Here is a 23,891-nt window from a genome sequence, read left to right on the forward strand (position 1 = left end):
TCGTCAATCAGGTTAGAACATTCATCGAACACTGCCCGAACGGGCCTTGCCGGGGATCGACGCAGATGCTGACCAAAAAGCAGATCGAACTGCTGGACTTCATCCAGAAACGCATGGCGCGGGACGGCGTGCCTCCCTCGTTCGACGAGATGAAGGATGCGCTGGACCTGCGCTCGAAATCCGGCATTCACCGGCTGGTCACGGCGCTGGAGGAACGCGGCTTCATCCGCCGCCTGCCGCACCGGGCACGGGCGCTGGAGATCATCCGCCTGCCCGACAGCATGGGCGGCGCCGCCGCGATTCCCGGCGCGGCCTCGTCCGACGCTGCACCCGGCTTCTCGCCCCGCGTCATCACGAACAACCGCCCGCCGCAGCCGCGCGGCGCCATGACCATCACCGACAGCCCGGCGGTCGAACTGCCGCTGATGGGCCGCATCGCCGCAGGTGTGCCGATCGAGGCGATTTCCGAGGTTTCGCATCACATCGCGGTGCCGGGCAGCATGCTGCGCGGGCGCGAAAACCATTACGCGCTCGAGGTGCGGGGCGATTCGATGATCGAGGCCGGGATCAACGATGGCGATGTCGTGGTGATCCGCGAACAGGCGACCGCCGAGAATGGCGATATCATCGTGGCGCTGGTTGAAGGGCACGAGGCGACGTTGAAACGCTATCGCCGCCGGGGCGCGATGATCGCGCTCGAGGCCGCGAACCCGGCCTATGAGACCCGGGTGCTGCCCGAATCCGCCGTGCGGGTTCAGGGCCGTCTGGTCGGGCTGATCCGCAGCTACTGAGTTTCCCTCGGGTCGGGGGTGGCGGCGCGAAACGCGCCCTCAGCCAAAGAAGCCCGGCCCCGCCTTCCCCAGCAGTTCCTCGGCCAGATCGCGGCCCATCGCCGCGCCCTCGGCCACGCTGCCCTCGCGGCGGCCCGCGATGACCACCGCCCCATCGGGCGACAGGATCTCGCCGCGCAGGACCAGCCTCGTCCCGTCCAGCTCGGCCAGCCCGGCAATCGGTGTCTGGCACGACCCATCCAGCCGCGTCAGAAAGGCCCGCTCGGCAGCGATACGCTGGCCGGTCTCGACATCATTGATGCGGTGCAGCAGCGCGGCGGCGCGGTCATCGGCCGCGCGCCGCTCGACCCCGATGGCCCCCTGCGCCACGGCGGGCAGCATCTCCTCGGGATCGATGGCGCTGCGGGCGACATGCGCCATGTCCAACCGGCGCAGGCCCGCCATGGCGAGGAAGGTCGCGGCGGCCACGCCCTCGTCGAGCTTTTTCAGACGGGTCTGCACGTTGCCGCGAAACTCGACCAGTTGCAGATCGGGCCGGCGATGGGCCAGCTGCGCCCGCCGCCTCAGGCTCGAAGACCCCACCACCGTCCCGGCGGGCAGGTTTGCGATCGAGGCGAAATGCGGGCTGACAAAGGCGTCGCGCACATCCTCGCGCGGCAGGAAGCAGTCGATCAGCAACCCATCCGGCTGCAGCGTCGGCATGTCCTTCATCGAATGCACGGCGATGTCGATGGCGCCCTCGGTCAGCGCCTCCTCGATCTCGCGGGTGAACAGGCCCTTGCCGCCGATCTCCTTCAGCGGCCGGTCGGTCACCCGGTCGCCGGTGGTCTTGATCACCACGATCTCGAAGGCCAGGGCGGGCAGGTCATGGGCGGCCATCAGCCGGGCGCGGGTCTCGTGCGCCTGCGCCAGCGCCAGTGCCGAGCCACGGGTGCCGATGCGAAGCGGCGATTGGGAAGTGGGCATATCCATCATGCCCTTGCCATAGCGTCGGGTCGCGCGCTTGACAACGCCTCGCTGGACCCCTTGAAGGGGCGGGACTGGAGGCATCATGACCAAGCTGCTGCTGCGCGCCCTCGCGGGTGAGACCCTGCCCACCCCGCCGATCTGGATGATGCGCCAGGCCGGGCGCTACCTGCCCGAATACCGCGCCACGCGCGCCGAGGCCGGCGATTTCCTGTCGCTCTGCTACAATCCCGAACTGGCCGCCGAGGTGACGCTGCAACCGATCCGCCGTTTCGGCTTCGACGCGGCGATCCTGTTTGCCGATATCCTCCTGGTGCCACAGGCACTTGGCGCCGATCTGTGGTTCGTGACCGGCGAGGGGCCGCGTCTCTCGACCCTGACCGATGCCGCCGGCGTGGCGGCGCTGCGTCCGGCAGAGGAGATCCACGAGACGCTGGCCCCGGTCTATGAAACCGTGCGCATCCTTGCCCGCGAATTGCCGCGCGAGACGGCGCTGATCGGTTTTGCCGGCGCGCCCTGGACGGTGGCGACCTATATGGTCGCCGGTCGCGGCACGCCGGACCAGGGTCCGGCCCATGCCATGATCGCCGCCGACCGTGCCGCCTTCACCGCGCTGATCCAGCGCATCACCGAGGCGACGATCCTTTACCTTTCGGCCCAGATCGAGGCCGGGGCCGAGGTGGTGAAACTCTTCGACAGCTGGGCCGGCAGCCTGAAAGGCCGCGATTTCGACGATTTCGCCCTCGCCCCCGCGCGGGATATCATCGCCGCACTGAAGGCGCGTCATCCCGGCGTGCCGGTCATCGCCTTCCCGCGTCAGGCGGGGGATCGCTATATCGGCTTTGGCCGGGCTGTCGGTGCCGATTGCGTGGCGCTGGACAATTCGGTCAGTGCCGAATGGGCGGCGGCGAACGTGCAGGTCGATGGTTGCGTGCAGGGCAACATGGACCCGCGCCACATGGTCACCGGCGGGCCGGAGCTGGTGGCCGAGGCGCAGCGCATCACCCGCGCCTTCCGCGGCGGGCCGCATGTCTTCAATCTTGGCCATGGCATCACCCCGGATGCCGATCCCGACAATGTGGCGCGGATGATCGACGCGGTGCGCAGCGCCTGAGATGCTGTGGATCGCCACCACGCTGATCGCGGCGCTGGCCCAGACCGGCAGGAACGCCGCGCAGGCGGGCCTGACCGGGCGCATCGGAACGGCGGGCGCGACGGCGGTGCGCTTCATCTTCGGCCTGCCCTTCGCGGCGCTGGCGCTGGCGATTGCCGCCCTGCTGAACACTCTGCCCGCCCCCGGCACAGCCTCGCTGGCCTGGGCGGTCATGGGCGCGGTGGCACAGATGCTGGCCACGGGCTTTCTGCTGCTCGCGATGCAGGGGCGGGGCTTCGGTATCGCCACCGCGCTCAGCAAGACCGAACCCGTGACGCTGGCGCTGATCGGCGCGATGCTGCTGGCCGAGCCTCTGGGCTGGGGTCGCATCGGCGCCATTGCCACGGCCGTGCTGGGTGTGCTGCTGGTTTCGGGCGCCGACTGGAGCCGCGCCGGGCTGCGCAGCGTCTTTGACGGGGTGATGGCCGGGGCGCTGTTCGGCCTCTCGGCCATCGGCTTTCGCGGCGCGATCCTCGCGCTGCCGGAGGGCGGCTTTGTCCTGCGGGCGCTGACCATCCTGACGCTGACACTGGCGGTGCAGACCGTTCTGGCGCTGGTCTGGCTTTCACTTTTCGACCGCAAGGCGCTGTCGGGCATCATCCGCGAATGGCGCGGATCGCTGGCCGCTGGCGCGCTTGGTGCCTTTGCCTCGCTTTTCTGGTTCACCGGCTTTGCCCTGACCTCGGCCGCCAATGTCCGCACATTGGCGCTGATCGAGGTGCCTTTTGCGCAACTCGTCTCGGGCCGGGTCTTCCGCCAGCGCGCCTCGGCGCGCCAGCTGGCCGGGATGGGGCTGATCGTCGCCGGGGTCGGCTGGCTCTTGTGGGTGGCGATCTGAGGCCTTCCGGCCTCAGTGGAACAGCACCGGCAGCATCGACAGCACCAGCCCCGCCGCCATGGTCCAGTTGAAGGCCCGCAGCCGCCCAGGTGCCGCCAGCAACCGCCGCAGCCCCTGCCCCATGGCCGCCCAGAGCGAGACCGAGGGCAGGTTCACCAGCGCAAAGACCAGCCCCACCACCAGCGCCCCGCCGACGCCCGCCGCATAGGCCGACAGCGCGCCAAGCGCCATCGCCCAGGCCTTGGGATTCACCCATTGGAACGCCGCCGCCTGCAGGAAGGTCATCGGCCGCGCCGTCGATTTCTCCTCGGACGGGCGCGAGGAACTGGCGATCTTCCATGCCAGCCACAGCATATAGGCAAGGCTGATCCATTTCAGCGCCTCAGCCAAGGCCGGCGTGCCGGTGATCAACCGGTCGAAGCCCAACCCCAGCACCATGACCATCGCGCCAAAGCCGAGCGAGACGCCCAGCATATGCGGCACCGTGCGGCGCAGGCCGAAATTCGCGCCCGAAGCCATCAGCATCATGTTGTTCGGCCCCGGCGTGACCGAGGTGATGAAGGCAAAGCCGATCAGGGCAATGAGGATATCGGGCTGCATGGCGGACCTCTGTGATTTCTTGCGCAATATTTGCGCCATCACGCGCGCAATTGGCTTGCTTTTTGCGTCCTCAATCTACCATTCTTGCAATCCATGAATGATATTGATCAGATTTCCGAGCGGATATTGCGCGCCCTTCAGGCGGATGGCCGCATCTCGAACATCGATCTGGCCGCCAAGGTCGGGCTGTCGCCCTCGGCCTGCCTGCGCCGGGTGCAGGAGATGGAGCGGCGCGGGATCATCGCCGGCTATCGCGCCGTCATCAGCGCCGAGGCGCGGGATGTGGGCTTCGTGGCCTATGTGATGATCGGTCTCTCGCGCCATTCGACCGAGGCGCAGCAGGCCTTCGAGCGCACTTGCCGCGCCGCGCCGCAGGTGCGCGAATGCCATAACATCACCGGCTCCGTCGAATATCTGCTGCGTGTGGAATGCCGCGATCTGGCCGCCTACAAGCAGTTCCACACTGACGTGCTGGGCGATTTCGCCCATATCGCCACGATCACCACCCATGTGCTCATGGGCAGCCCCAAGGACGAGCGGGCGTGAGCCAGCCCTCGGGACGCGCGGTTCAGAAGGCGTTGCGCTCGTGATAGGTGCGCAGGAAGGACTGGATGCGGGGATCCTCGGGCTGGTGCAGGATGCGCGCGGGCGCATCGACGGCGACCAGTTCGCCCTTCTCCATGAAGGCGACCTGATCGGCGACATGGGCGGCAAAGCCCATCTCGTGGGTGACGACCACCATGGTCATGCCCTCGCCGGCCAGCGCCTTCATCACGGTCAGCACCTCGCCCACCAGTTCCGGGTCCAGCGCGCTGGTCGGTTCGTCAAAGAGCATCAGCTTGGGTTCCATGGCGATGGCGCGGGCGATGGCGACGCGCTGCTGTTGCCCGCCTGACAGCCGCGCCGGGTGGTTCGCCATCCGGTCGGCCAGCCCGACCTTGCGCAAAGCCTCGGCGGCGCGGCTCGCGGCCTCGGCCTTGGGCAACCCGCGCACGCGGATCAGCCCCTCGGCCACGTTCTCCTGCGCGGTCATGTGCGGCCACAGATTGAACTGCTGGAACACCATGCCGATCCCGCGCCGCATCTCGCGCAGCTTGCGGCCCGACATCTTCTTGCCCGGCGCGTCATAGCCGATGGTCTGCCCGTCGATCAGCACCTCGCCCGAGTCGTATTCCTCGAGGAAGTTGATGCAGCGCAGAAGGGTTGACTTGCCCGAGCCCGACGGCCCGATCAGGCAGGTGACCTTGCCCGGCGGGATCGACAAGTCGATATCGGTCAACGCCTGGAACGGACCGTAGAACTTGTTGACCTTGCGGATCTCGACGCTGGATGCCTGAACCATCTCAGACCCTCTCGATCAGATGTTGGGTGATGCGCGTCTCGAAGCGGCGGCCAAGGCGCGAGATCGCCTCGACCAGCCCCCAGAAGAACAGCGCCAGCACGAAATTCGCTTCCAGAAAGCGGAAGGTTTCGGTGGACATCCGGCTGACCTGATACATCAACTCCGGCACGGTGATGATCGACAGGATCACCGTCTCCTTGGTCAGGATGATCGAGAAATTGACCAGCGCCGGGAGCGCCGAGACCAGCCCCAGCGGCAGAAGGATGCGGCGGATGATCGACACTTCGGCCATGCCGATGGCGCGGGCGGCCTCGATCTGGCCCTTGGGCACCGCGTTGAAGCCTGAGCGGAAGATCTCGGCGAAATAGGGACTGCCATAGATGGTCAGGCCCAGAAGCCCGGCGGGCAGCGCGTCCAGACGCAACCCGACCAGCGGACCACCGTAATAGAGAACGAAGAGCTGCACGAGGAAGGGCGTGCCGCGGATCACCTCGATATAGGCCTGCAACAGCCAGCGCAGCGGGCGCGGGCCATAGCGTTGCGCCAGCGCGATCATCAGGCCAAGCGCCATGCCGAGGATGGTGCCCATGATCCAGCAGAAGATGGTGATGCCGAAGCCGCGCAGCAGCATCGGGCCGTATTGCTGAAAGACGCTCCATTCCATCAGACGGCCGCCTTGTGTTCCAGCCAGCGGCCGATCCCGGCGAGGCAGAGGTTGATGGCCAGGTAGATGCAGGCGGCGGCGAGATAGACCTCGAGCGGGCGGAAGGTGGTGGCGGCCTGCGCCTGGCTGGCGCGCGTCACCTCCATGATGCCCACCATCGAGACCAGCGACGAAGCCTTGACCAGCAGGATCAGCTCGTTGACCAGCGCCGGCAGCGACATGACCACGGCCTGCGGCAGCACGATCCGGGTCCAGATGGTGCCCGGCGCCATGCCGATCGCCTCGGCCGCCTCGGACTGACCGGGGGGCAGCGCACCGATCGCGCCGCGCCAGATCTCGCTGATATAGGCGCTGGCGCAGATGCCCACGGTGATGACGGCGGCGGCCAGTGCGGGAATGCTGATGCCGACGACGGGCAGCAGGTAATACATCAGCAGCAGTTGCACCAACAGCGGCACACCGCGCAGGAAGCTGACCCAGATGGCGGCAAAGCGGCGCAGCCCGCGCGATTTCGACAGGGCGCAGGCACAGACCAGCGCGCCGATCACCAGCCCCAGCGCAATGCCAAGGCCCGACACCAGCAGCGTGAAGCGCGCGGCCATGGCCAGCGGGCCAAAGCTTTCAAGGAAGGTCGGAATGGAAAACATCGCCGCTTTCTCTGGCAGATGCGGACGGGGTCACCCCCGCCCGCGATGCAATCACTCGGTCGGGACTTCGCGCGGCAGGTCGGGCGCGACGCCCAGCCATTTCTCCTGGATCGCGGCCATGCGGCCATCGTCATGCATCTTCAGGATCGCGGCATTGACGGCCTCGACGAGGCTGGCCGAATCCTCGTCCTTCTGCATGGCCCAGGCGAAATACTTCGGCTCGCCAAAGGTCGCGGGATCGGTCTGCACGAAGGTCTCGGGCCGGTTCTTCACCAGGTAGGCGAGGTTCGGCGAGGAACCCGCCACCGCGTCCAGACGCCCGGCGGCCAGGTCGGCATAGGCCTCGTCGGTGGTGCCGTATTCCTTGATCGACACCTCGCCAAGGCTGGCGCCATAGGCCTCGAGCTGCTTGAACTGCGCGGTGCCCTGCTGGACGCCGACGGTCTTGCCGGCGATATCCTCGGGCTTCTGCACCGCATCGCTGCTGACCGCGCGGACAAGGCCCACAGTGGCATCGGCGATGGGCAGGCCAAAGGCGTAACGCTCGATCCGTTCGGGCGTGACGGTCACCGGGGCGATGATGATGTCGAACTTGCCCACTTCGAGGCCCGGCAGCTCGGCCGGCCAGGGGATGTCCTGATAGACCGGCTCGACACCCAGTTCCTTCGAGACCTCGTCGAACAGGTCCTTGGTCATGCCCTCGTAGGTGCCGTTGTTCAGCATGTCGAAGGGCGCGTAATGCATGTCGGTCGCGGTGACGATCTTGCCCGCCGCCTTGATGTCGGCCAGCTGGTCGGCCAGCGCAGGGGTGGCAAGGCCAAGGATGGTCATGCCCAGGAGGGCGCCTTTCAGGGTGGTCAATGTCATGGGTCTCTCCTTGTTGGTCGTCTTTTGGTTTACCGGCATCACAGGATGCCGGGCAGGTTCAGCTGGTGCTCGCGGGCGCAGTCCAGCGCCATGTCGTAACCGGCATCGGCATGGCGCATGACGCCCGTGGCTGGGTCGTTCCACAGCACCCGCGCGATCCGGGCATCGGCATCCTGCGTCCCGTCGCAGCAGATGACCATACCCGAATGCTGCGAGAAGCCCATGCCGACCCCGCCGCCGTGATGCAGGCTGACCCAGGTGGCGCCCGAGGCGGTGTTCAGGAGGGCATTCAGCAGCGGCCAGTCGCTGACCGCGTCGCTGCCGTCCTGCATCGCCTCGGTCTCACGGTTGGGGCTGGCTACGCTGCCGCTGTCCAGATGGTCGCGGCCGATGACGATGGGGGCGGAAAGCTCGCCATTCCGCACCATCTCGTTGAAGGCGAGGCCCAGCTTGTGACGCAGGCCAAGCCCGACCCAGCAGATCCGCGCCGGCAGGCCCTGGAAGCTGATGCGGTCACGCGCCATGTCGAGCCAGTTGTGCAGATGCGGATCGTCGATCAGCTCTTTCACCTTCTGGTCGGTCTTGTAGATGTCTTCCGGGTCGCCCGACAGCGCCGCCCAACGGAACGGCCCGATGCCCCGGCAGAAGAGCGGGCGGATATAGGCGGGCACGAAACCGGGGAAGGCAAAGGCATTTTCCAGCCCCTCCTCCAGCGCCACCTGACGGATGTTGTTGCCGTAATCCAGGGTCGGCACCCCGGCATTCCAGAAGTCGACCATGGCGGCCACATGCTGCTTCATGCTCGCCCGGGCTGCGGCCTCGACCGCCTTGGGTTCGCTTTCCTGTTTCGCGCGCCATTCCGCGACGGTCCAGCCAAGCGGCAGATAGCCATGCACCGGATCATGGGCCGAGGTCTGGTCGGTGACGATGTCGGGGCGCGCGCCGCCGGCCTTCATGCGGCGGACGAGTTCGGGGAAGACCTCGGCCGCATTCCCGATCAGTGCCACCGATTTCGCCTCGCCCGCCTTGGTCCACTGATCGATCATCGCCAGGGCTTCGTCCAGATCATGGGTCTTGGCATCGACATAGCGGGTGCGCAGGCGGAAATCGGCGCGGGTCTCGTCGCATTCGACGGCGAGGCAGCAGGCCCCGGCCATCACTGCCGCCAAGGGCTGCGCGCCGCCCATGCCGCCAAGGCCCGCGGTCAGGATCCATTTGCCGGTGAGGTTGCCGCCGAAATGCTGCCGGCCCGCCTCGACGAAGGTTTCGTAGGTGCCCTGCACGATCCCCTGGCTGCCGATATAGATCCACGACCCGGCGGTCATCTGGCCATACATGGCCAGGCCCTTCTTATCCAATTCGTTGAAATGGTCCCAGGTCGCCCAATGCGGCACGAGGTTCGAGTTGGCGATCAGCACGCGCGGCGCGTCCTTGTGGGTCTTGAAGACGCCCACGGGTTTGCCGGATTGCACCAGCAGCGTCTCATCGGCCTCGAGATCCGTGAGGCTTTTGACGATCAGGTCGAAATCCTTCCAGGTCCGCGCCGCCCGGCCGATGCCGCCATAGACGACCAGCTCATGCGGGTTCTCGGCCACGTCGGGATGCAGGTTGTTCATCAGCATCCGCATCGGCGCCTCGGTCAGCCAGCTTTTCGCGGTCAGCGTGTTGCCGGTGGCGGGATAGATGTCGCGGGTATTGTGACGGGGGTTGTTCATCGCTTCATGCCTTCAGTTCGGCGGCCAGCGCCGCGAGGTCGTTGAGGATCTTGCCGAGGGTGGGGCGCAGCATGGCGGCCTTGGCCTCGTCATAGGCGAAGGGGGCGGTCTCGGCGGCGAGGTGTGTCGACTGCGCCAGTTCCATCTGGATGGCGTGGACACCCTGCCCCGGCTGGCCGTAATGCCGCGTCGTCCAGCCGCCCTTGAAGCGGCCGTTCAGCACATGGGTCCGGCCGGTGGCGGCGCAGGCGTCGAAGGTCGCCGCCTCGATCCGGGGATCGCAGGTCGCGCCATTGTTCGTGCCGATGTTGAAATCCGGCAGGGTGCCCTCGAAGAGAAAGGGGATATGGCTTCGGATCGAGTGGCAGTCATAGAGGATCGCCACCCCATGCCGCGCCTTCACCCGTTCGATCTGGGCGGCGAGCGCCGCGTGATAGGGGGCGTGGAAGCCTGCCTTGCGTTCGGCAATCTCCTCGGCGTCCGGCTCCTCGGTCCAGATCGGCGCACCGTCGAAATCGGTCAGCGGCACCAGCCCGGTAGTGTTCTGGCCGGGATAGAGGCTCGCATCGTCCGGCCCGCGATTGGCGTCGATGACATAGCGGTGAAAGGTCGCCCGCACCGTCGTCGCGCCGGGCAGAAGCCCGTCATAGAGCCGGTGGATATGCCAGTCGGTATCGGCCAGCTCCTGACCCCGCGCGTTCAACCGGGCGAAGATCGCATCCGGCAGGAAGGTGCCGGTATGCGGCAGGCCGAGGATGACCGGGCTGTCGCCCTCGTGGACCTCGACCGGGGTCACGGGTGAACCTCGGCCAGCGCATCGGCAGGCACGGCGGCGACCAGCGCCCCGCTGGCCACCAGCCGGGCCGATTCCACCAGATCGGGGGCGAGATAGCGATCCTCGACCACCGCTGGCACCGTCGCGCGCAGCCGCTCGATCACCGCCTGCAACGGTGCCGAGGTCGCCAGCGGCGCGCGGAATTCCACGCCCGCCGCCGCGCACATGGCCTCGATCCCGATGATCTGGCCCAGATTGGCGTTCATCCGCTTCAGCCGCCGCGCGCCATGGGCGGCCATGCTGACATGATCCTCCTGATTGGCGCTGGTGGGGGTGGAATCGGTGCTGCACGGCGTTGCCAGATGCTTGTTCTCGCTCATCAGCGCGGCGCTGGTGACTTCCGCGATCATCAGCCCGCTGTTCAGACCCGGATCGGGGGTCAGGAAGGGCGGCAGGTCATGGCTCAGCGTCGGGTCGACCATCAGCGCGATGCGGCGCTGCGCGATGGCGCCGATCTCGGCAATGGCCAGCGCGATCTGGTCGGCGGCAAAGGCCACCGGCTCGGCATGGAAGTTGCCGCCCGAGACGATCTGGTCGGCCTCGGTCAAGACCAGCGGATTGTCGGTCGCGGCATTGGCCTCGATCTCCAGCGTCCGGCCCGCCTGCCACAAGAGGTCGATGCAGGCACCCGTCACCTGCGGCTGGCAGCGGATGCAATAGGGATCCTGCACCCGCGTATCGCCCTCGCGATGGCTTTCGCGGATTTCCGATCCCGCCATCAGGTCGCGGATCGCCCGCGCCGCGACGATCTGGCCGCGATGGCCGCGCAAGCTGTGGATCTCGGCGAGAAAGGGCGCGGTCGAACCCATGATCGCATCGGTCGACAGCGCCGAGACGACCAGCGCCGCACGGGCCGAGGCGAAGGCGGTGAAAAGCCCGGCCAGCGCGAAGGCGGTCGAGACCTGCGTGCCGTTGATCAGCGCCAGCCCCTCCTTGGCCGCCAGCACGACGGGGGTCAGCCCCGCCGCCGCCAGCGCCTCGGAGGACGCCATCTCGCGGCCCTCAAAGGTCGCGCGCCCCTCGCCCAGCAGCGTCGCCGCCATATGCGCCAGGGGCGCCAGATCGCCCGAGGCACCGACCGAGCCTTGCGCCGGAATGACCGGCAGCACGCCCCTGGCCAGCATGTCCTCGATGAGTGCGATCACCTCGGGACGCACGCCCGAAGCCCCGCGCCCCAGCGACAGCAGTTTCAGCACCATGATCAGTCGCACGGTTTCCGGCTCGACCGCCTCGCCCACGCCGCAGCAATGCGACAGGATCAGGTTCCGCTGCAGCGTCGCCGTATCCTTCACCGCGATCTTGATCGAGGCCAGCTTGCCAAAGCCGGTATTGACGCCATAGACGGCGGCATCGCCCTCGACCGCGGCCTGAATGCGGGCGGCGGCGGCGATGATGCCGGGCCGGGCGCTGTCGGCCAGCCGCACGGCCAGCCCCTCGCGCCAGACCTGTTCAAGCTGCGCCAGCGTGGTCTCGCCGGGGGTAAGGATCAGTTCAGACAAATTCGCCTCCGACGATGCGGGCATGAAGGGGGTTGAAGCCGATGCGATAGCTGAGCTCGGCCAGATCTTTGATGTCCCAGATGGCCAGATCGGCGCGCTGGCCGACGGCGATGGTGCCGCGATCGCTCAGACCAAGCGCGCGGGCCGCATGGGTGGTGACGCCCGCCAGGCATTCCGAGGGCGTCATGCGAAACAGCGTCGCCCCCATGTTCATCGTCAGCAGGATCGAGGTCAGCGGCGAGGTGCCGGGGTTGCAGTCGGTCGCCAGCGCCATCGGCACGCCGGCCTCGCGCAGCGCCTGGATGGGCGGCAGCTTGGTCTCGCGCAGGGTATAGAAGGCACCGGGCAACAGCACCGCAACGGTGCCGGATTTCGCCATCGCCGCGATGCCGTCGGCACCGAGATATTCCAGATGATCGGCCGAGATCGCGCCATGTTCCGCCGCCATCGCCGCCCCACCCAGATCCGACAGCTGCTCGGCATGCAGCTTGACCGGCAGGCCCAGCTCGGCGGCGGCGTCGAACACCATTGCCATCTCGTCGCGGGAAAAGGCGATGCCCTCGCAGAACCCGTCGACCGCGTCGATCAGGTCCTCGTCATGGCCCTGCTTCATCCCGGCAATGACCACCTCGCGCAGATAGCCGGCGCGGTCGTCCTTGTATTCCGGCGGCAGCGCATGGGCGGCGAGCCAGGTGGTGCGCACCGAAACCTCGCGCCGCGCCTCGATCAGCCGGGCGACGCGCAGCATCTTCAGTTCGCTTTCGACATCCAGCCCGTAGCCGGATTTCACCTCGATGGTGGTGACACCCTCGGCCAGCAGCGCATCGACCCGGCGCAAGGCCTGCTTGAGCAGCACCGCCTCGTCGGCCTCACGGGTGGCGTTCACGCTGGAGAGGATGCCGCCTCCGGCCCGCGCGATCTCCTCGTAGCTCGCGCCTTCCAGCCGCATTTCGAATTCGCGCGCACGGTCGCCGCCGAAGACGATATGGGTGTGGCAATCGATCAGCCCCGGCGTGACTACGCGCCCCGCCAGATCCTCGCGTTCGGCATGGGCATAGCGCTCGGGCAACTCAGCGGGGTCGCCGATCCATGAGATCCGGTCATCCTCGAGCAGAATCGCTGTGGCGGCGGAGAGGCCATATTGCCCGGTATCCGCGTCCTGTTCGGCAATCCGGACATTGCTGAGAAGATGCATGGGGCCGCCTTTCATGACTTTCTATGTCTAGACTTATTGCCGTTCTATGTCTAAACTTAATCGCAGTCAATCACCGGATGGCGGATAGAGGTCGAAATGGTCGTGCTATGGGCGGAACGGGCGCTTTTGCCCGAGGGATGGGCAGAGGCGGTGCGGGTCGAGCTGACCCTCGAGGGCCGCATCGGCGCGGTCACGCCCGGCGCGGCGCCCGAGGGCCAGCGGGTCGAACTGCTGCTGCCCGCCATGGCGAACCTGCATTCCCATGCCTTCCAGCGGGCGATGGCGGGTCTCAGCGAAGCGCGCGGGCCCGAGCCGCGCGACACCTTCTGGACCTGGCGGCAGATCATGTACCGCTTTCTCGACCATCTGACGCCCGAGGATGTCGAGGCGATCGCCGCGCTGGTGCAGATGGAGATGCTGGAAGCCGGCTATGCCACCAATGTCGAGTTCCACTATCTGCATCACCGCCCCGGCGGCGGCGCCTATGACAACCTGGGCGAAATGTCCGAACGCATCGCGGCAGCGGCGGATCAGACCGGCATCGGGCTGACCCTGCTGCCGGTGCATTACCAGTTCGGCGGCGTCGACCGCCGCCCGCTCGGCCCCGGTCAGTCGCGCTTCGGCACCGATCCAGAAGGCTTCGCCCGGCTGATGGACGCCGCCGAGGCGGCTCTTGCCCCCCTGCCCGGCGATACCGGCATCGGCGTCGCGCCGCATTCGCTGCGCGCGGTCAGCCCCGAGGCGCTGGCGCTCTGCACGACCCTGCGCCCCGGACGGCCCCTGCACATGCACCTGGCCGAGCAGGTCCCCGAGATCGAGGAAATTCAGGCCGCATACGGCCGCCGCCCGGTCGAGTGGCTGCTGGACAACCACACCCCCGACCAAAACTGGACGCTGATCCACCTGACCCACATGACCGAGGACGAAACCCGCCGTCTTGCCGCGACCGGCGCGGTGGCCGGCCTGTGTCCGCTGACCGAATCGAGCCTGGGCGATGGCATCTTCAACGGCACCATCTGGCGCGAGGCCGGCGGGCGGCTGGGGTTCGGGTCGGACAGCAATATCCGCATCTCGCTGATCGAGGAATTGCGCACGCTGGAATACAGCCAGCGCCTGCGCGACCGGGCACGCGCGATCCTCGCCACGCCCGAGCGATCGACCGGGCGGGTGCTTTACGAGGCCGGGCTGGACGGCGGGGCGACGGCGGCGGGGCGCGAGACCGGTGCGATCCGCCCGGGCCTCTGGGCCGACCTTTGCGCCGTCTCGCTGCAGAACCCGGTCATGGCCGGGCGCGCGGGCGATCAGATGCTGGACAGCCTGATCTTTGCCGGCGGCGACGGGCTGATCCGCGATGTCTGGGCCGCTGGCCGCCACGTGGTCCGGGATGGCCGTCATATCCGGCGCGAGGCCATCACCTCGGCCTATCTGCAGACTATGGCCAGCCTGTCGGAGCGGATGTGACAGCGGGTCCCACAGCCCCCAAGGCGCAGCTGATCGCCGCCGAGGTGCGCCGCCGTATCGTCGAGCGCGAATGGCTGCAGGGCGACCGCATCCCCGACGAGGCCGATCTGGCAGTCGAATTCGGCGCGGCGCGGGCGACGGTGAACAAGGCGCTGCAACTGCTGGCCGATGAGGGCCTGCTGGATCGCAAGCGCCGGGCCGGCACCCGCATCGCCGTCAACCCGGTGCGCAAGGCCACCTTCTCGATCCCCATCGTGCGCGAGCAGATCGAGGCCGAGGGCATGGTCTATAGCCACCGGGTCATCGCCCAACGCGACAGCCCGATCCCCGAGGACGTGTCCGCCCGGACCGGCCTGCCCGAAGGCAGCATCCTGACCCATCTGCGCGCCGTCCATTACGGCGATGGCAAGCCCTTCCAGTTCGAGGATCGCTGGATCAACCGCGCCGCCCTGCCGCAGGTGGCGGGCGCCGATTTCCGCGCGCTGAATGCCAATGAATGGCTGGTGCAGAACGCCCCCTACCTTCATGCCGATGTCGAGTTTACCGCCGCCAATGCCGATGCCCGCGATGCGCGGATGCTGCAGGTCCGGCGCGGTCAGGCGCTTTTGATCCTGCACCGCACGACATGGAACGACCTCGGCCCGATCACCACCGTCCGGCTGGCCTGCCATCCTGGCTACGTGATGAGCGCGGCCAGCTGATCGGGTCTAACCGGCGAGGTGTGGGAAGTAGCTGCCGGCCAAATCCTCGATCGCCTGCGCCACGCGCAGCGTCGCGGCATCGGGCTTGGCGGCGGCGGGACGGACCAGGTACCATTGCCGCATCAAGGGCAGACCGCTGCCCCTGAGCGCCACCAGCCGGCCCATCTGCAGTTCCTCGCTGCAGGTATGCAGCGACAAGAGCGCGATCCCCATGCCGGCCATGACCGCCTGCTTGATCGTCTCGTTCGAATCCATGGTGATCAGCTGCGGCTCGATCCCCTCACCCAGACGGTCGAAATAGCGCATCATCAGGTCGCGCGTGCCTGAACCGCTTTCGCGTGCCAGGAAGGTCTCCTCCATCAGCATCGCCGGGTCGAACCCATCGGTCGCCGCCAGCCGGTGACCGGGCGGCAGGATGATGCCATGGGGATGTGCACCCAAGGGCACCGAGACGACCTTCGGCTCGCTTGGCGGGCGGCCCATCACCGCCAGATCGGTCGCGCCCTGATCCAGATCGGCGATCACCTGCTGGCGGTTGCCGACGCGCAGGCTGACCTCGACCTCGGGGGCCTGCTGGCGCAGGCTGAGGACCAGACGCGGGGCGAAATACTTGCCGGTCGAAACCACGCTGAGCCGGACATGGCCGTTATAGCCGCGGGTCATCGCCGCGATCTCGGCCCCGACCTGCGACAGGTTCCCTTCGATCCGCCGCGCCACCCGCTCCATCGCCACGCCTGCCGCCGTCAAGCTGAACCCGTCCGCAGCCCCGCCCCGGACCAGCAGCGCCTGGCCCACGGCTTCCTCCAGCTTGCGGATCTGGCTGTGGATCGCCGGCGTCGTCTGGTTCAGCACCCCTGCCGCGCCGGTCAGCGACCCCTGCTCGGCCACCGCGATCAGCGCCCGAAGCTGTTTCAGCGTGATGGCAGCGATCTGCGACATTAATTTCTTTCTAATTCGGCTATCATCTTTTTAAATTTCATGGAATTGAGGCCCGTGCAAGCACTGTTGCGGTGAGGGGAGGACGCATCATGCCACGCCATCTGGACCACCTGCCCGCTGCGACGCCCGACGACCTGGCCGAGGTGCTGGACCGGCTGGCCGGGCTGGGCATCACCCTTGCCGCCCGCATCGCCCGCAATGGCCTGTCCGAAGACCTTGGCGCGGCAGATGGCGGCGTCAATGCCAGTGGCGACCGGCAGACGGCGCTGGACCTGATCGCCGATGGCATGGCGCAGGTGGCGCTGATGGGATCGGCGGTGCGCTTCTTCGCCTCGGAGGAGCAGGCGGAGGTGGTCGAACTCGACCCCGAGGGCGCGCTGGCGCTGGTGATCGACCCGCTGGACGGCGCGCTGAACATCGACGGCAACGCCCCGCTTGGCACCATCTTCGGGATCTACCCGGCGGAAGCCACGGGCGAGGCAAGCCTGCTGCGTCCTGCCCGCGAGTTGCTGGCCTCGGGCTATCTGATCTACGGTCCGCAAGGCGGGATGATGCTGCGCATCGGTCAGGGCCAGACCCGGAAATATGTGCTGGACAGCGGCACGGAGCAGTTCCGCGACCTCGGCCCCCTGCCCGACATGCCGCTGGAGATGCCGGAATATGCCATCAATGCCGCCAATTACCGCCACTGGCCGGCGCCGATCCGCAGCTTCATCGACGACCGGCTGGCCGGGAACGAGGGTCCGCTCGGCCATGATTTCAACATGCGCTGGATCGCCGCGCTGGTGGCCGAGACCCATCGCATCCTGACCCGTGGCGGCATCTACCTGTACCCGGGAGACAGCCGGAAGGGATACGAGACCGGCCGCTTGCGGCTGGTCTATGAATGCGGCCCCATCGCCCACCTGGTCGAGGGCGCCGGCGGGCGCGCCAGCGATGGTGTCCGGCCGATCCTCGACCTCGTGCCCACCTCGCTGCACCAGCGCACGCCCTTTGTCTTCGGCAGTGCCAACCAGGTGGCGCGGGTGGCCACCCATCACGATCTGCCCGAAGATGAAAGCGCGCTGTTCGGGCGGCGCGGCCTGTTTCGCTGAGAAGACCGGAGACCAGACATGAGCAAGAAATTCCCCATCATCTCGGTTATCGGCGCCTCGGGCTCGGGCACCTCGACGGTCAAGGGCACCTTCGACCAGATCTTCCGGCGCGAGGGGGTCAAGGCGATCTCGGTCGAGGGCGATTCCTTCCACCGTTTTTCGCGCACCGAGATGAAGGCCGAATTGCGCCGCCGCTTCGAGGCGGGGGATCACACCTTCAGCCATTTCTCTTACGAGGCCAACGAACTCGAGGAACTGGAACGGACCTTCCGCGAGTTCGGCGAGACTGGCACCGGCCGCACCCGGCATTATGTCCATGACGCCAAGGAAGCTGATCGCCATGGCGTGCCGCCGGGCGAGTTCACTGCCTGGACGCCCTTCGACAGCGACGCGGACCTGTTGTTCTACGAGGGGCTGCATGGCTGCGTCTCGAATGGCGAGGTCGACCTGCCGCCGCTCTGCGATCTGAAGATCGGCGTGGTGCCGGTGATGAACCTCGAATGGATCCAGAAGATCCACCGCGACCGCGAAAGCCGGGGCTATTCGACCGAGGCGGTCACCGACACGATCCTGCGCCGGATGCACGCCTATGTGCATTGCGTCTGCCCGCAATTCACCGCCACCGACATCAACTTCCAGCGCGTGCCGGTGGTCGATACCTCGAACCCGTTCATCGCCCGCTGGATACCCACCTCGGATGAAAGTCTCGTGGTCATCCGCTTCCGCAGCCCGCGCGGGATCGACTTTCCCTACCTGGTGTCGATGATCCATGGCTCGTGGATGAGCCGCGCCAATTCCATCGTCATCCCCGGCAACAAGCAGGATCTGGCGATGCAACTGATCCTGACCCCGCTGATCGAGCGTCTGGTCTCGACCGCCCGTCGGCTGCGCTGAGCCGGCTCAGACCTTCAGGTCCGGGAAGCTGACTGCGCCGTTCCAAGAGAGATAGTGGAACGAGCCGTTCTCCTCGGTATCGAGCTGGACCGTCCGCGACATGAGCCAGGTCTTCACCCCGAGGCCGCCATCGACCGCGCGCGGGATCTGGCCAAGCGAGACCCCCAGCGAGACGAAGCCCGCGACGATGGCCGAGGCCGCCGAGGTGCCGCCGAAACGGCAGAAATACGAGCCGAATTCCCGCAGCCCGTCGGCCGGCTCGGCGCTGGAGAAGGGCCCGTGGGAATAGCCGTGGCGCCCCGGCACATCGGTCGAGACGATCTCGAAATGCGAGAAGCTGCCATTCTCGTTCTCGGCCGGGCTGCGCCGATCGGGGAAATCCGCATCCTGTTCATCCAGCCGCACCGAAACCCGGTCATAGGTCTCGCCATCATTGCTGGGGGCCATGACGGTGATGCCCTGAGAGGTCGAGTAACCGGCGACCAGGCCCTTGGCGTTCACCGCACCGACCGAGATGATGCCGTTATACTCGCTCGCCAGGTTGGCGGGGTAGATACCCCCGACCTCCTGGAAATTGCCCGCCGCGCAGATGATCGGGCGGCGCATCGACACCGCGACCAGCAGCTGCGCCAGCTCCTCCCACAGCGCGCGTTCCCGCGCCGTGGGCCGCGCCGGCAGCGCCGCTTCCAGCAGGTCGAGATCGACCGGGATCGCGCCAAGCGTGCGGAACGGATCGGGGAACGAGCGCGGGATCAGGATGACCGAGGCATCGATGACCTCGGCATAAAGCAGCGCGAGGATCAGCGCCTCGGGATCGGTGTCGAAATTGGTCGAGATCGGCACCAGCTCGCAGAAGGGATCGGTGCCGCAATAGGGCAGCGGCACGTCGATCTCGGCGGGGTCTTGACCTTGATAGTCTGGCGCGATCTGCATGATCGCCGGACGCGCGCCGACCAGCCCGGCGATGGCCGTGCCGTGGTTCGAGAAATCGGCCGAGCTGGTCGGTGCGACACCGTTCACATGCGCCGCCGCGCCGGGAGACAGCCGGTCGATCAGCTCGCGCAGCAGCGCAAGGCTGCCCGGCAGGTCATCGGCAATGTCGGTTTCAAGGTTGCTCGGGATCGAGGGCGCGGCCAGCGCCTCGCCCAGATAGGGAAAGGCCCCCAGCCGGTTCGAGAAGAAGTCGATGGCCAGTTTATCGTTCACCGCCCCTTTCAGGCAGGGATGGTTCACCGCGACCGAGGTGTCGATGATGGCAACGCGGCTGACCTTGGCATTGGCCGGCGGGCGCGCACCGTCGCGCAGCGCATCCAGCACGCCGATGCTTTCCAGATGCCAGAGCGCAGCATATTCGGGATAGATCTCGGACCCCTGCGGCATGGGCTTGGCAACGGGGATCATCATATCCATTCCTTCTGGGCGGCGAGCATCTGGTCGCGGCAGACCACCTCGAGCACCGGCATCAGCATCCGCGCCAGATCATGGCCGGCGCGGGTGTCGGCGGCGTAGTGCAGCCCCGCCCATTCCCGGTTCTCGGCCACGCGCCGGGCGCGCAGGAACAGTTCCGAACTGGCCGGATGCTCGGGGATGATCCGCGACAGGGTAAAAGCCACGGCGAAGGACTGGAAGGAATGGTTGCTGGGATAGGAGGAATGCGGCGGATTGGGCAGGAAGGGGCGCAAGCGCGGCTCGACATTGTTCGGGCGTGGCGCGTTGAAGCGGTTCTTGTAGCGCAACCCGATCTCGTCACAGAGCATCACCACCAGGTAAACCAGCGCCACCGTCGCCTCGTAGCCGGCGACCTCCTCGATCCCGAGGGGGCGCAGATAGGCCGAAAGCTCCAGCTGGCTCTGGGTAATGATCTCGTCGCGCCGCATCGCCTCGGCTGGCCCGTGAAGCAGCACCTGCTTGCGCAGCATCTCGATGGCCTCGGCCTGCAGCTGCGCCGGCGCGGGCGGCAGGTCGATCGGCAGGTTGACCCAGTCCTTCTCCCGCGCATAAAGCGCCGCGCGCTCCTGCCACGGCTCCAGCGCCAGCCCGCCCTGGTTGGTCGCGGCGGCGGCGTTGCGATTGCGATTGCGGTTCCGGTTGCGATTGCGGTTCAGGCTCGACCGGGCCGAACGGTTCATCGACAAGAGCGTCCCCAGCGATCCGCCGGCGGTATTGCCGCGCGTCTCCAGCGTCGGGAAGCCGGCATCGCCAAGGGACAGCGCGACGCCCCGCAGGATCAGCCCGGTCGAGGTGACGACCAGCTCTGTCCGCTTCAACAAATCCAGGTCTGTGGACACCACCGGAACCTCCCTCATAATCCCGCCTTCGCTATCCCGTTCAGCACATGACCACGCGCCTCCTTCAGCGGCAGCCGGAAGCGCATTTCCTGCGTGTCGCGATTGGCGAAGGACGGATCGATGCCCAGCAGCTGGCCGCGCAGCGCCACTGCGCGCTCGCCATCGCCCAGATGCCCCAGCGCCGAGAGCGTGTAGCGCATGGCGGCGTGGAAACGCGGCTGCTTCATCAGGCTGCGGCTGCCGATCTCGACGGCGCGGTGATGATCGCCCTGCAGCGCCGAGATCATGCAGGCCGTCGTCTCGTAGGTATAGCTGATCGGGCTGTAGCGGCCCAGCATCACCGCCCGGTCCGACGCCGTCCTCGCCCCATTGAGATCGCCGTTGTAAAGCCGGTGCAACGCCAGGTGATCCCAGACAAAGGCCTGCATCGGGTTCAGCTTCACCGCGCGCGCGAAGATCTCGGCGGCGATGTCATGGCGGTTCAGCACGAAGCCCATCGTATGGCCGATGCAGGCCAGCGAGATCGAGTTGAACGGATTGGCCTGCATCACGTCGCGGGCGAATTTCTCGGTCTGCTCCAGCCGCCCCTGATCCCAGCCCCCGATATTCTCGCCAAGCGAGAAGGAACTGGCATAGGCGCCAAGGCTGTGAAACAGGCTCGAAGCCTCGCGGTCCTGCACCCGTTCCAGCATCGACTGGCTTTGCTGGATGCGGCCGGCATCCAGGTCGAACATGCTGGCGAGGATGCGGTAGCCGATCAGCGTGCCCTGGTCGTGCGACACGCCGGCGCGCCTTGGCCCCGGCTGCAGGATGATCTTGGCCAGGTGATCGACATTCTGCGAGACAAACTGGTTGGCCAGCATGAAATCGTCATTGACCAGATCCTGCTGCGGGATCTGCACCGACTGGCTCAGGGCCAGTGACCGGTTGCTGGCCTCGTAGATCAGGAAGGTCAGCGAGACCTTGCTGCCCACTACCAGCGCCCGGGTGCGGATCAGGTAATCAGGGTCGGGCGACAGCGCGTCATCGGCATCGCCCCCGAAGCGGTCGCCCAGGTTGACGATCTGCACCGGCTGATACTCGGCCAGCGTGCAGGCGACGGATTCGGTGACGTAATCGCCGACATAGCGAGCCAGCTGGTCGCTGCCATGGACGATGCTCGGCAGAAGGCCGATGACGATCAGGTGCGGATAGATCGGGCGCTGGCCGGAACCGGTCTCGACGCGCGGCGGTGTGACCTCGTCCTCCAACTCGCTGTCCTGCAGGCTGTCGCGCAAATCGGCCCAGACCGCGCGCTCCATCGCCAGCCAGTCCTCGAATTCCTCGTCGGCAATGTCGAAGCCTTCCAGCAGGTCGACATCGGCGCTGATCCCCGAGGGCAGCGCCCGCGCCTCGTGAATGCTGCGCAGGTCGATCCAGAGGCTGTCCAGTTTCAGGCTCAGCGCGGTACGATCGACCGTCAGGATCGCGCCCTCCATCTCGGCCAGGGCGCGCTTCAGGTCGCGGATCGTCTGGCGCAGGCTGCCCGAGGCCTTTTCCTCGTCGCTCTCGCTCCACAGCTTGTCGCGCAGCCAGACCCGCGTGCGGGTGCCGCGCGGCGACAGCGCCAGAAGCGCCAGCAGCGCACAGGTCTTCTTGCTTTTCGGGGTCACGTCACGCCCATCCGCGCCGATCAGGCTGAAGCGCCCCAGCAGATAGAGGCGCGGAAAGCCTGCCATGATGTCGCCTGAATGGGTCATCTCGCTGTCCGAAACTCCGCAGAAGGACATGATGTCGAAATCGCCAACCGGAAATTAATCAGCTGTGTCCAGATATTGACGACCCAATGTGATTCCACTGTGAATTTAATCCGGCGAAATGTGATCGCCCAACGATTTATTAACAGATGGTGATTGCCGCGGCGTTTTGCAGTCCGGCGGCAGCGCCCCCGCCTAGATCGCGGGCGGGCGCCGCCCCGGCCAGTCGGTCGCCCTGTGCCAGGCCTGCCCCATGGCCAGCACCCGCGCATCCGCGCCCACTGGCCCGGCCAGTTGCATCCCCATCGGCAGGCCGGCGGTGCCGAAGCCAACCGGCACCGAGAGGCAGGGCAGACCGGCAAGGCTGACCGGCACCACCACCTCCATCCAGCGGTGATAGGTGTCGAGCGGCTGGCCGCCCACCGTCGCGGGGCGGCGCAGGGTCTTGTCGAAGGGCCAGACCTGGGCCGAGGGCAAGGCGATCAGGTCGACCTCTCGGAACAGCCCCGCCAGCCGACGATACCAGGCCGAGCGTTGTTCGCTGGCAGTGTAAAGCTGCGCGGCGGTGATCCCCTGCCCCTGCTCGATCTCCCAGATCGCCTCGGGGCTTAATTGCCGGCGCTTCTCGGGGTCGTCGTAGAGCCGCCGCTTGCCGCCGGCATTCAGCACCGCGCGGATCGTGGTCCAGGATTGCCACAGCTGCTCCGCCGGAAAGGGCGGGGCCAGCTCGACAACCGTGGCACCCAGATCCTGCATCTGCCCCAGCGCGCCCTCGCAGAGCGCCAGAATCCCCGGCTCGCAGGGATAGGCCCCGCCCCAATCACCCAGCCAGCCGATGCGCAGCCCTTTAACCGGCTGATCCAGCAGCGCGGCAAAGGGCTGGTTCGGGCGGTCGAAGGGCATTTCCGGGTTGGGCCCGGCGAGGGTTTCCAACAGCCGCGCCAGGTCCTCGACCGTTCGCGCCATCGGGCCGGACGTGGCCATGGTCGCCAGAAAGCTGTCCCCCAGCGCCTCGCCAGGCACCAGTCCCCAGCTTGGCCGGAAGCCATAGACATTGCAGAAGGCGGCAGGGTTTCGCAGGCTGCCCATCATGTCCGAACCGTCGCAGACCCATTGCATCCGCGCCGCCAGCGCCGCAGCCGCGCCACCCGAGGAACCCCCGGCACTCAGCGCCGGGTCATAGGGATTGCCGGTCACGCCATGGACTGTGTTGAAGCTGTGCGAGCCGAGGCCCCATTCGGGCGTATTGGTCTTGCCGATGAAGATCGCCCCCGCCGCCCGCATCCGTGCCGGGACCAGGTCATCCGCCGTCGGGATATGGTCGGCAAACAGCGGCGAGCCCCAGGTGCTGCGCAGCCCGCGCACCTGCGCCAGATCCTTCACCGCGATGGGCATGCCATGCAGCCAGCCCTCGCCCGGCGCCTCGGTGGCGGCGCGGGCCTCGGCCAGCAACTCTTCGCGCGGGCGCAGGCTGACGATGGCGTTAATCGCGGGATTAGCCGCCTCGATCCGGTCGAGACAGGCCTCCATCACCTCGAGCGGCGAGACCTCGCGGGACCGGATCAGGGCGGAAAGCTCGGTGGCGGTACGTTGGGTGAGATCGCTCATGGAGGAAGGTTAGAGCGGGCCAAGGGCCGGTGGCAAGATACGGGGCGGCAGGGGCAGA

General features: G+C 67.1%; 23 protein-coding genes. 8 read left to right on the top strand and 15 right to left on the bottom strand.

Features of this window, described 5'->3' with window-relative positions; translation table 11 throughout:
* Positions 1-65: 65 nt before the first annotated feature.
* Complete coding sequence (gene lexA / locus CX676_RS06515) at positions 66-791, top strand: transcriptional repressor LexA (RefSeq protein ID WP_101751895.1); 726 nt, start codon at positions 66-68, stop codon at positions 789-791.
* 39 nt (positions 792-830) lie between these two features.
* Here lexA and hemC read toward each other — a convergent pair whose 3' ends face one another.
* The gene (hemC, locus tag CX676_RS06520; RefSeq protein ID WP_101751896.1) at positions 831-1,766 is read right to left on the bottom strand and encodes a hydroxymethylbilane synthase; all 936 of its coding nucleotides are present in this window, start codon (positions 1,764-1,766) and stop codon (positions 831-833) included.
* A gap of 76 nt (positions 1,767-1,842) precedes the next feature.
* On the opposite strand from hemC, the gene hemE reads away from it, so the two are divergent.
* Together hemE and CX676_RS06530 are read left to right on the top strand one after the other, a co-directional pair.
* Positions 1,843-2,871: a uroporphyrinogen decarboxylase gene (gene hemE, locus CX676_RS06525; protein ID WP_408634480.1), complete on the top strand. Its 1,029-nt coding sequence runs from the start codon at positions 1,843-1,845 to the stop codon at positions 2,869-2,871.
* 1 nt (position 2,872) lies between these two features.
* Positions 2,873-3,748 (top strand): DMT family transporter, encoded by an 876-nt coding sequence (locus tag CX676_RS06530; protein ID WP_101751898.1) that lies wholly within the window; start codon positions 2,873-2,875, stop codon positions 3,746-3,748.
* A 12-nt stretch (positions 3,749-3,760) separates the two neighbouring features.
* On the opposite strand, the gene CX676_RS06535 is transcribed toward CX676_RS06530, so the two are convergent.
* On the bottom strand, positions 3,761-4,348 hold the full coding sequence (locus CX676_RS06535; protein WP_101751899.1) for a LysE family translocator: 588 nt from the start codon (positions 4,346-4,348) through the stop codon (positions 3,761-3,763).
* A 93-nt stretch (positions 4,349-4,441) separates the two neighbouring features.
* Here CX676_RS06535 and CX676_RS06540 point away from each other — a divergent pair, with 93 nt between their 5' ends.
* Positions 4,442-4,894, top strand: coding sequence for an Lrp/AsnC family transcriptional regulator (locus CX676_RS06540; RefSeq protein ID WP_101751900.1), 453 nt, complete (start codon positions 4,442-4,444; stop codon positions 4,892-4,894).
* A gap of 22 nt (positions 4,895-4,916) precedes the next feature.
* On the opposite strand, the gene CX676_RS06545 is transcribed toward CX676_RS06540, so the two are convergent.
* From CX676_RS06545 to hutI, 8 genes are read right to left on the bottom strand one after another with little or no spacing between them, the layout of a single operon-like run.
* Positions 4,917-5,690: an amino acid ABC transporter ATP-binding protein gene (locus CX676_RS06545; protein WP_101751901.1), complete on the bottom strand. Its 774-nt coding sequence runs from the start codon at positions 5,688-5,690 to the stop codon at positions 4,917-4,919.
* Between the two features lies 1 nt (position 5,691).
* Positions 5,692-6,354 carry an amino acid ABC transporter permease gene (locus CX676_RS06550; RefSeq protein ID WP_101751902.1) on the bottom strand — a complete coding sequence of 221 codons (663 nt, stop codon included), beginning with the start codon at positions 6,352-6,354 and terminating at the stop codon, positions 5,692-5,694.
* Positions 6,354-7,001 (bottom strand): amino acid ABC transporter permease, encoded by a 648-nt coding sequence (locus CX676_RS06555; RefSeq protein ID WP_101751903.1) that lies wholly within the window; start codon positions 6,999-7,001, stop codon positions 6,354-6,356. The genes CX676_RS06550 and CX676_RS06555 overlap by 1 nt, the downstream gene beginning before the upstream one ends.
* Before the next feature lie 51 nt (positions 7,002-7,052).
* On the bottom strand, positions 7,053-7,868 hold the full coding sequence (locus tag CX676_RS06560) for a transporter substrate-binding domain-containing protein (protein ID WP_101754183.1): 816 nt from the start codon (positions 7,866-7,868) through the stop codon (positions 7,053-7,055).
* A 38-nt stretch (positions 7,869-7,906) separates the two neighbouring features.
* Positions 7,907-9,583, bottom strand: coding sequence for a urocanate hydratase (gene hutU, locus CX676_RS06565; RefSeq protein WP_101751904.1), 1,677 nt, complete (start codon positions 9,581-9,583; stop codon positions 7,907-7,909).
* A gap of 4 nt (positions 9,584-9,587) precedes the next feature.
* Positions 9,588-10,379 (bottom strand): N-formylglutamate deformylase, encoded by a 792-nt coding sequence (gene hutG, locus CX676_RS06570; protein WP_101751905.1) that lies wholly within the window; start codon positions 10,377-10,379, stop codon positions 9,588-9,590.
* Positions 10,376-11,941 (bottom strand): histidine ammonia-lyase, encoded by a 1,566-nt coding sequence (gene hutH / locus CX676_RS06575; protein WP_198590297.1) that lies wholly within the window; start codon positions 11,939-11,941, stop codon positions 10,376-10,378. Before hutH ends, hutG begins: the two co-directional genes overlap by 4 nt.
* Positions 11,910-13,112, bottom strand: a complete 1,203-nt coding sequence (gene hutI / locus CX676_RS06580; RefSeq protein WP_101751907.1) for an imidazolonepropionase — start codon at positions 13,110-13,112, stop codon at positions 11,910-11,912. Before hutI ends, hutH begins: the two co-directional genes overlap by 32 nt.
* A 96-nt stretch (positions 13,113-13,208) precedes the next feature.
* Here hutI and CX676_RS06585 point away from each other — a divergent pair, with 96 nt between their 5' ends.
* Both CX676_RS06585 and CX676_RS06590 read left to right on the top strand, forming a co-directional pair.
* Positions 13,209-14,573, top strand: coding sequence for a formimidoylglutamate deiminase (locus CX676_RS06585; protein ID WP_101751908.1), 1,365 nt, complete (start codon positions 13,209-13,211; stop codon positions 14,571-14,573).
* A complete protein-coding gene (locus tag CX676_RS06590; RefSeq protein WP_198590298.1) occupies positions 14,570-15,274 on the top strand; it encodes a GntR family transcriptional regulator in 705 nt (234 codons plus the stop codon). The genes CX676_RS06585 and CX676_RS06590 overlap by 4 nt, the downstream gene beginning before the upstream one ends.
* A gap of 6 nt (positions 15,275-15,280) precedes the next feature.
* On the opposite strand, the gene CX676_RS06595 is transcribed toward CX676_RS06590, so the two are convergent.
* Positions 15,281-16,213: a LysR family transcriptional regulator gene (locus CX676_RS06595; RefSeq protein WP_101751909.1), complete on the bottom strand. Its 933-nt coding sequence runs from the start codon at positions 16,211-16,213 to the stop codon at positions 15,281-15,283.
* Positions 16,214-16,302: 89 nt separating this feature from the next.
* Between CX676_RS06595 and CX676_RS06600 the strand changes: the two genes are divergently transcribed.
* Both CX676_RS06600 and CX676_RS06605 read left to right on the top strand, forming a co-directional pair.
* Positions 16,303-17,307 (top strand): class 1 fructose-bisphosphatase, encoded by a 1,005-nt coding sequence (locus CX676_RS06600; RefSeq protein ID WP_101751910.1) that lies wholly within the window; start codon positions 16,303-16,305, stop codon positions 17,305-17,307.
* 18 nt (positions 17,308-17,325) lie between these two features.
* Positions 17,326-18,201 (top strand): phosphoribulokinase, encoded by an 876-nt coding sequence (locus CX676_RS06605; RefSeq protein ID WP_101751911.1) that lies wholly within the window; start codon positions 17,326-17,328, stop codon positions 18,199-18,201.
* A gap of 6 nt (positions 18,202-18,207) precedes the next feature.
* Here CX676_RS06605 and CX676_RS22485 read toward each other — a convergent pair whose 3' ends face one another.
* The 4 genes from CX676_RS22485 to CX676_RS06625 form a co-directional block, all read right to left on the bottom strand.
* The gene (locus CX676_RS22485) at positions 18,208-19,605 is read right to left on the bottom strand and encodes a S8/S53 family peptidase (protein WP_157935863.1); all 1,398 of its coding nucleotides are present in this window, start codon (positions 19,603-19,605) and stop codon (positions 18,208-18,210) included.
* Positions 19,602-20,489, bottom strand: a complete 888-nt coding sequence (locus tag CX676_RS06615; protein ID WP_232816604.1) for a phosphatase PAP2 family protein — start codon at positions 20,487-20,489, stop codon at positions 19,602-19,604. Before CX676_RS06615 ends, CX676_RS22485 begins: the two co-directional genes overlap by 4 nt.
* A gap of 14 nt (positions 20,490-20,503) precedes the next feature.
* On the bottom strand, positions 20,504-22,228 hold the full coding sequence (locus CX676_RS06620; protein ID WP_157935864.1) for a transcriptional regulator: 1,725 nt from the start codon (positions 22,226-22,228) through the stop codon (positions 20,504-20,506).
* Between the two features lie 192 nt (positions 22,229-22,420).
* Positions 22,421-23,833 carry an amidase gene (locus tag CX676_RS06625; protein ID WP_101751914.1) on the bottom strand — a complete coding sequence of 471 codons (1,413 nt, stop codon included), beginning with the start codon at positions 23,831-23,833 and terminating at the stop codon, positions 22,421-22,423.
* Positions 23,834-23,891: the final 58 nt, after the last annotated feature.

Origin of the sequence: Paracoccus zhejiangensis, from assembly GCF_002847445.1 — a bacterium.
GTDB lineage: Bacteria > Pseudomonadota > Alphaproteobacteria > Rhodobacterales > Rhodobacteraceae > Paracoccus > Paracoccus zhejiangensis.

Bases quoted from the DNA above. Each gene is read 5' to 3' on its own strand.
- lexA (WP_101751895.1), top strand. From the start codon at position 66: ATGCTGACCAAAAAGCAGATCGAACTGCTGGACTTCATCCAGAAACGC.
- hemC (WP_101751896.1), bottom strand. From the start codon at position 1,766: ATGATGGATATGCCCACTTCCCAATCGCCGCTTCGCATCGGCACCCGT.
- hemE (WP_408634480.1), top strand. From the start codon at position 1,843: ATGACCAAGCTGCTGCTGCGCGCCCTCGCGGGTGAGACCCTGCCCACC.
- CX676_RS06530 (WP_101751898.1), top strand. From the start codon at position 2,873: ATGCTGTGGATCGCCACCACGCTGATCGCGGCGCTGGCCCAGACCGGC.
- CX676_RS06535 (WP_101751899.1), bottom strand. From the start codon at position 4,348: ATGCAGCCCGATATCCTCATTGCCCTGATCGGCTTTGCCTTCATCACC.
- CX676_RS06540 (WP_101751900.1), top strand. From the start codon at position 4,442: ATGAATGATATTGATCAGATTTCCGAGCGGATATTGCGCGCCCTTCAG.
- CX676_RS06545 (WP_101751901.1), bottom strand. From the start codon at position 5,690: ATGGTTCAGGCATCCAGCGTCGAGATCCGCAAGGTCAACAAGTTCTAC.
- CX676_RS06550 (WP_101751902.1), bottom strand. From the start codon at position 6,354: ATGGAATGGAGCGTCTTTCAGCAATACGGCCCGATGCTGCTGCGCGGC.
- CX676_RS06555 (WP_101751903.1), bottom strand. From the start codon at position 7,001: ATGTTTTCCATTCCGACCTTCCTTGAAAGCTTTGGCCCGCTGGCCATG.
- CX676_RS06560 (WP_101754183.1), bottom strand. From the start codon at position 7,868: ATGACATTGACCACCCTGAAAGGCGCCCTCCTGGGCATGACCATCCTT.
- hutU (WP_101751904.1), bottom strand. From the start codon at position 9,583: ATGAACAACCCCCGTCACAATACCCGCGACATCTATCCCGCCACCGGC.
- hutH (WP_198590297.1), bottom strand. From the start codon at position 11,941: ATGCCCGCATCGTCGGAGGCGAATTTGTCTGAACTGATCCTTACCCCC.
- hutI (WP_101751907.1), bottom strand. From the start codon at position 13,112: ATGCATCTTCTCAGCAATGTCCGGATTGCCGAACAGGACGCGGATACC.
- CX676_RS06585 (WP_101751908.1), top strand. From the start codon at position 13,209: ATGGTCGTGCTATGGGCGGAACGGGCGCTTTTGCCCGAGGGATGGGCA.
- CX676_RS06595 (WP_101751909.1), bottom strand. From the start codon at position 16,213: ATGTCGCAGATCGCTGCCATCACGCTGAAACAGCTTCGGGCGCTGATC.
- CX676_RS06600 (WP_101751910.1), top strand. From the start codon at position 16,303: ATGCCACGCCATCTGGACCACCTGCCCGCTGCGACGCCCGACGACCTG.
- CX676_RS06605 (WP_101751911.1), top strand. From the start codon at position 17,326: ATGAGCAAGAAATTCCCCATCATCTCGGTTATCGGCGCCTCGGGCTCG.
- CX676_RS22485 (WP_157935863.1), bottom strand. From the start codon at position 19,605: ATGATGATCCCCGTTGCCAAGCCCATGCCGCAGGGGTCCGAGATCTAT.
- CX676_RS06620 (WP_157935864.1), bottom strand. From the start codon at position 22,228: ATGACCCATTCAGGCGACATCATGGCAGGCTTTCCGCGCCTCTATCTG.
- CX676_RS06625 (WP_101751914.1), bottom strand. From the start codon at position 23,833: ATGAGCGATCTCACCCAACGTACCGCCACCGAGCTTTCCGCCCTGATC.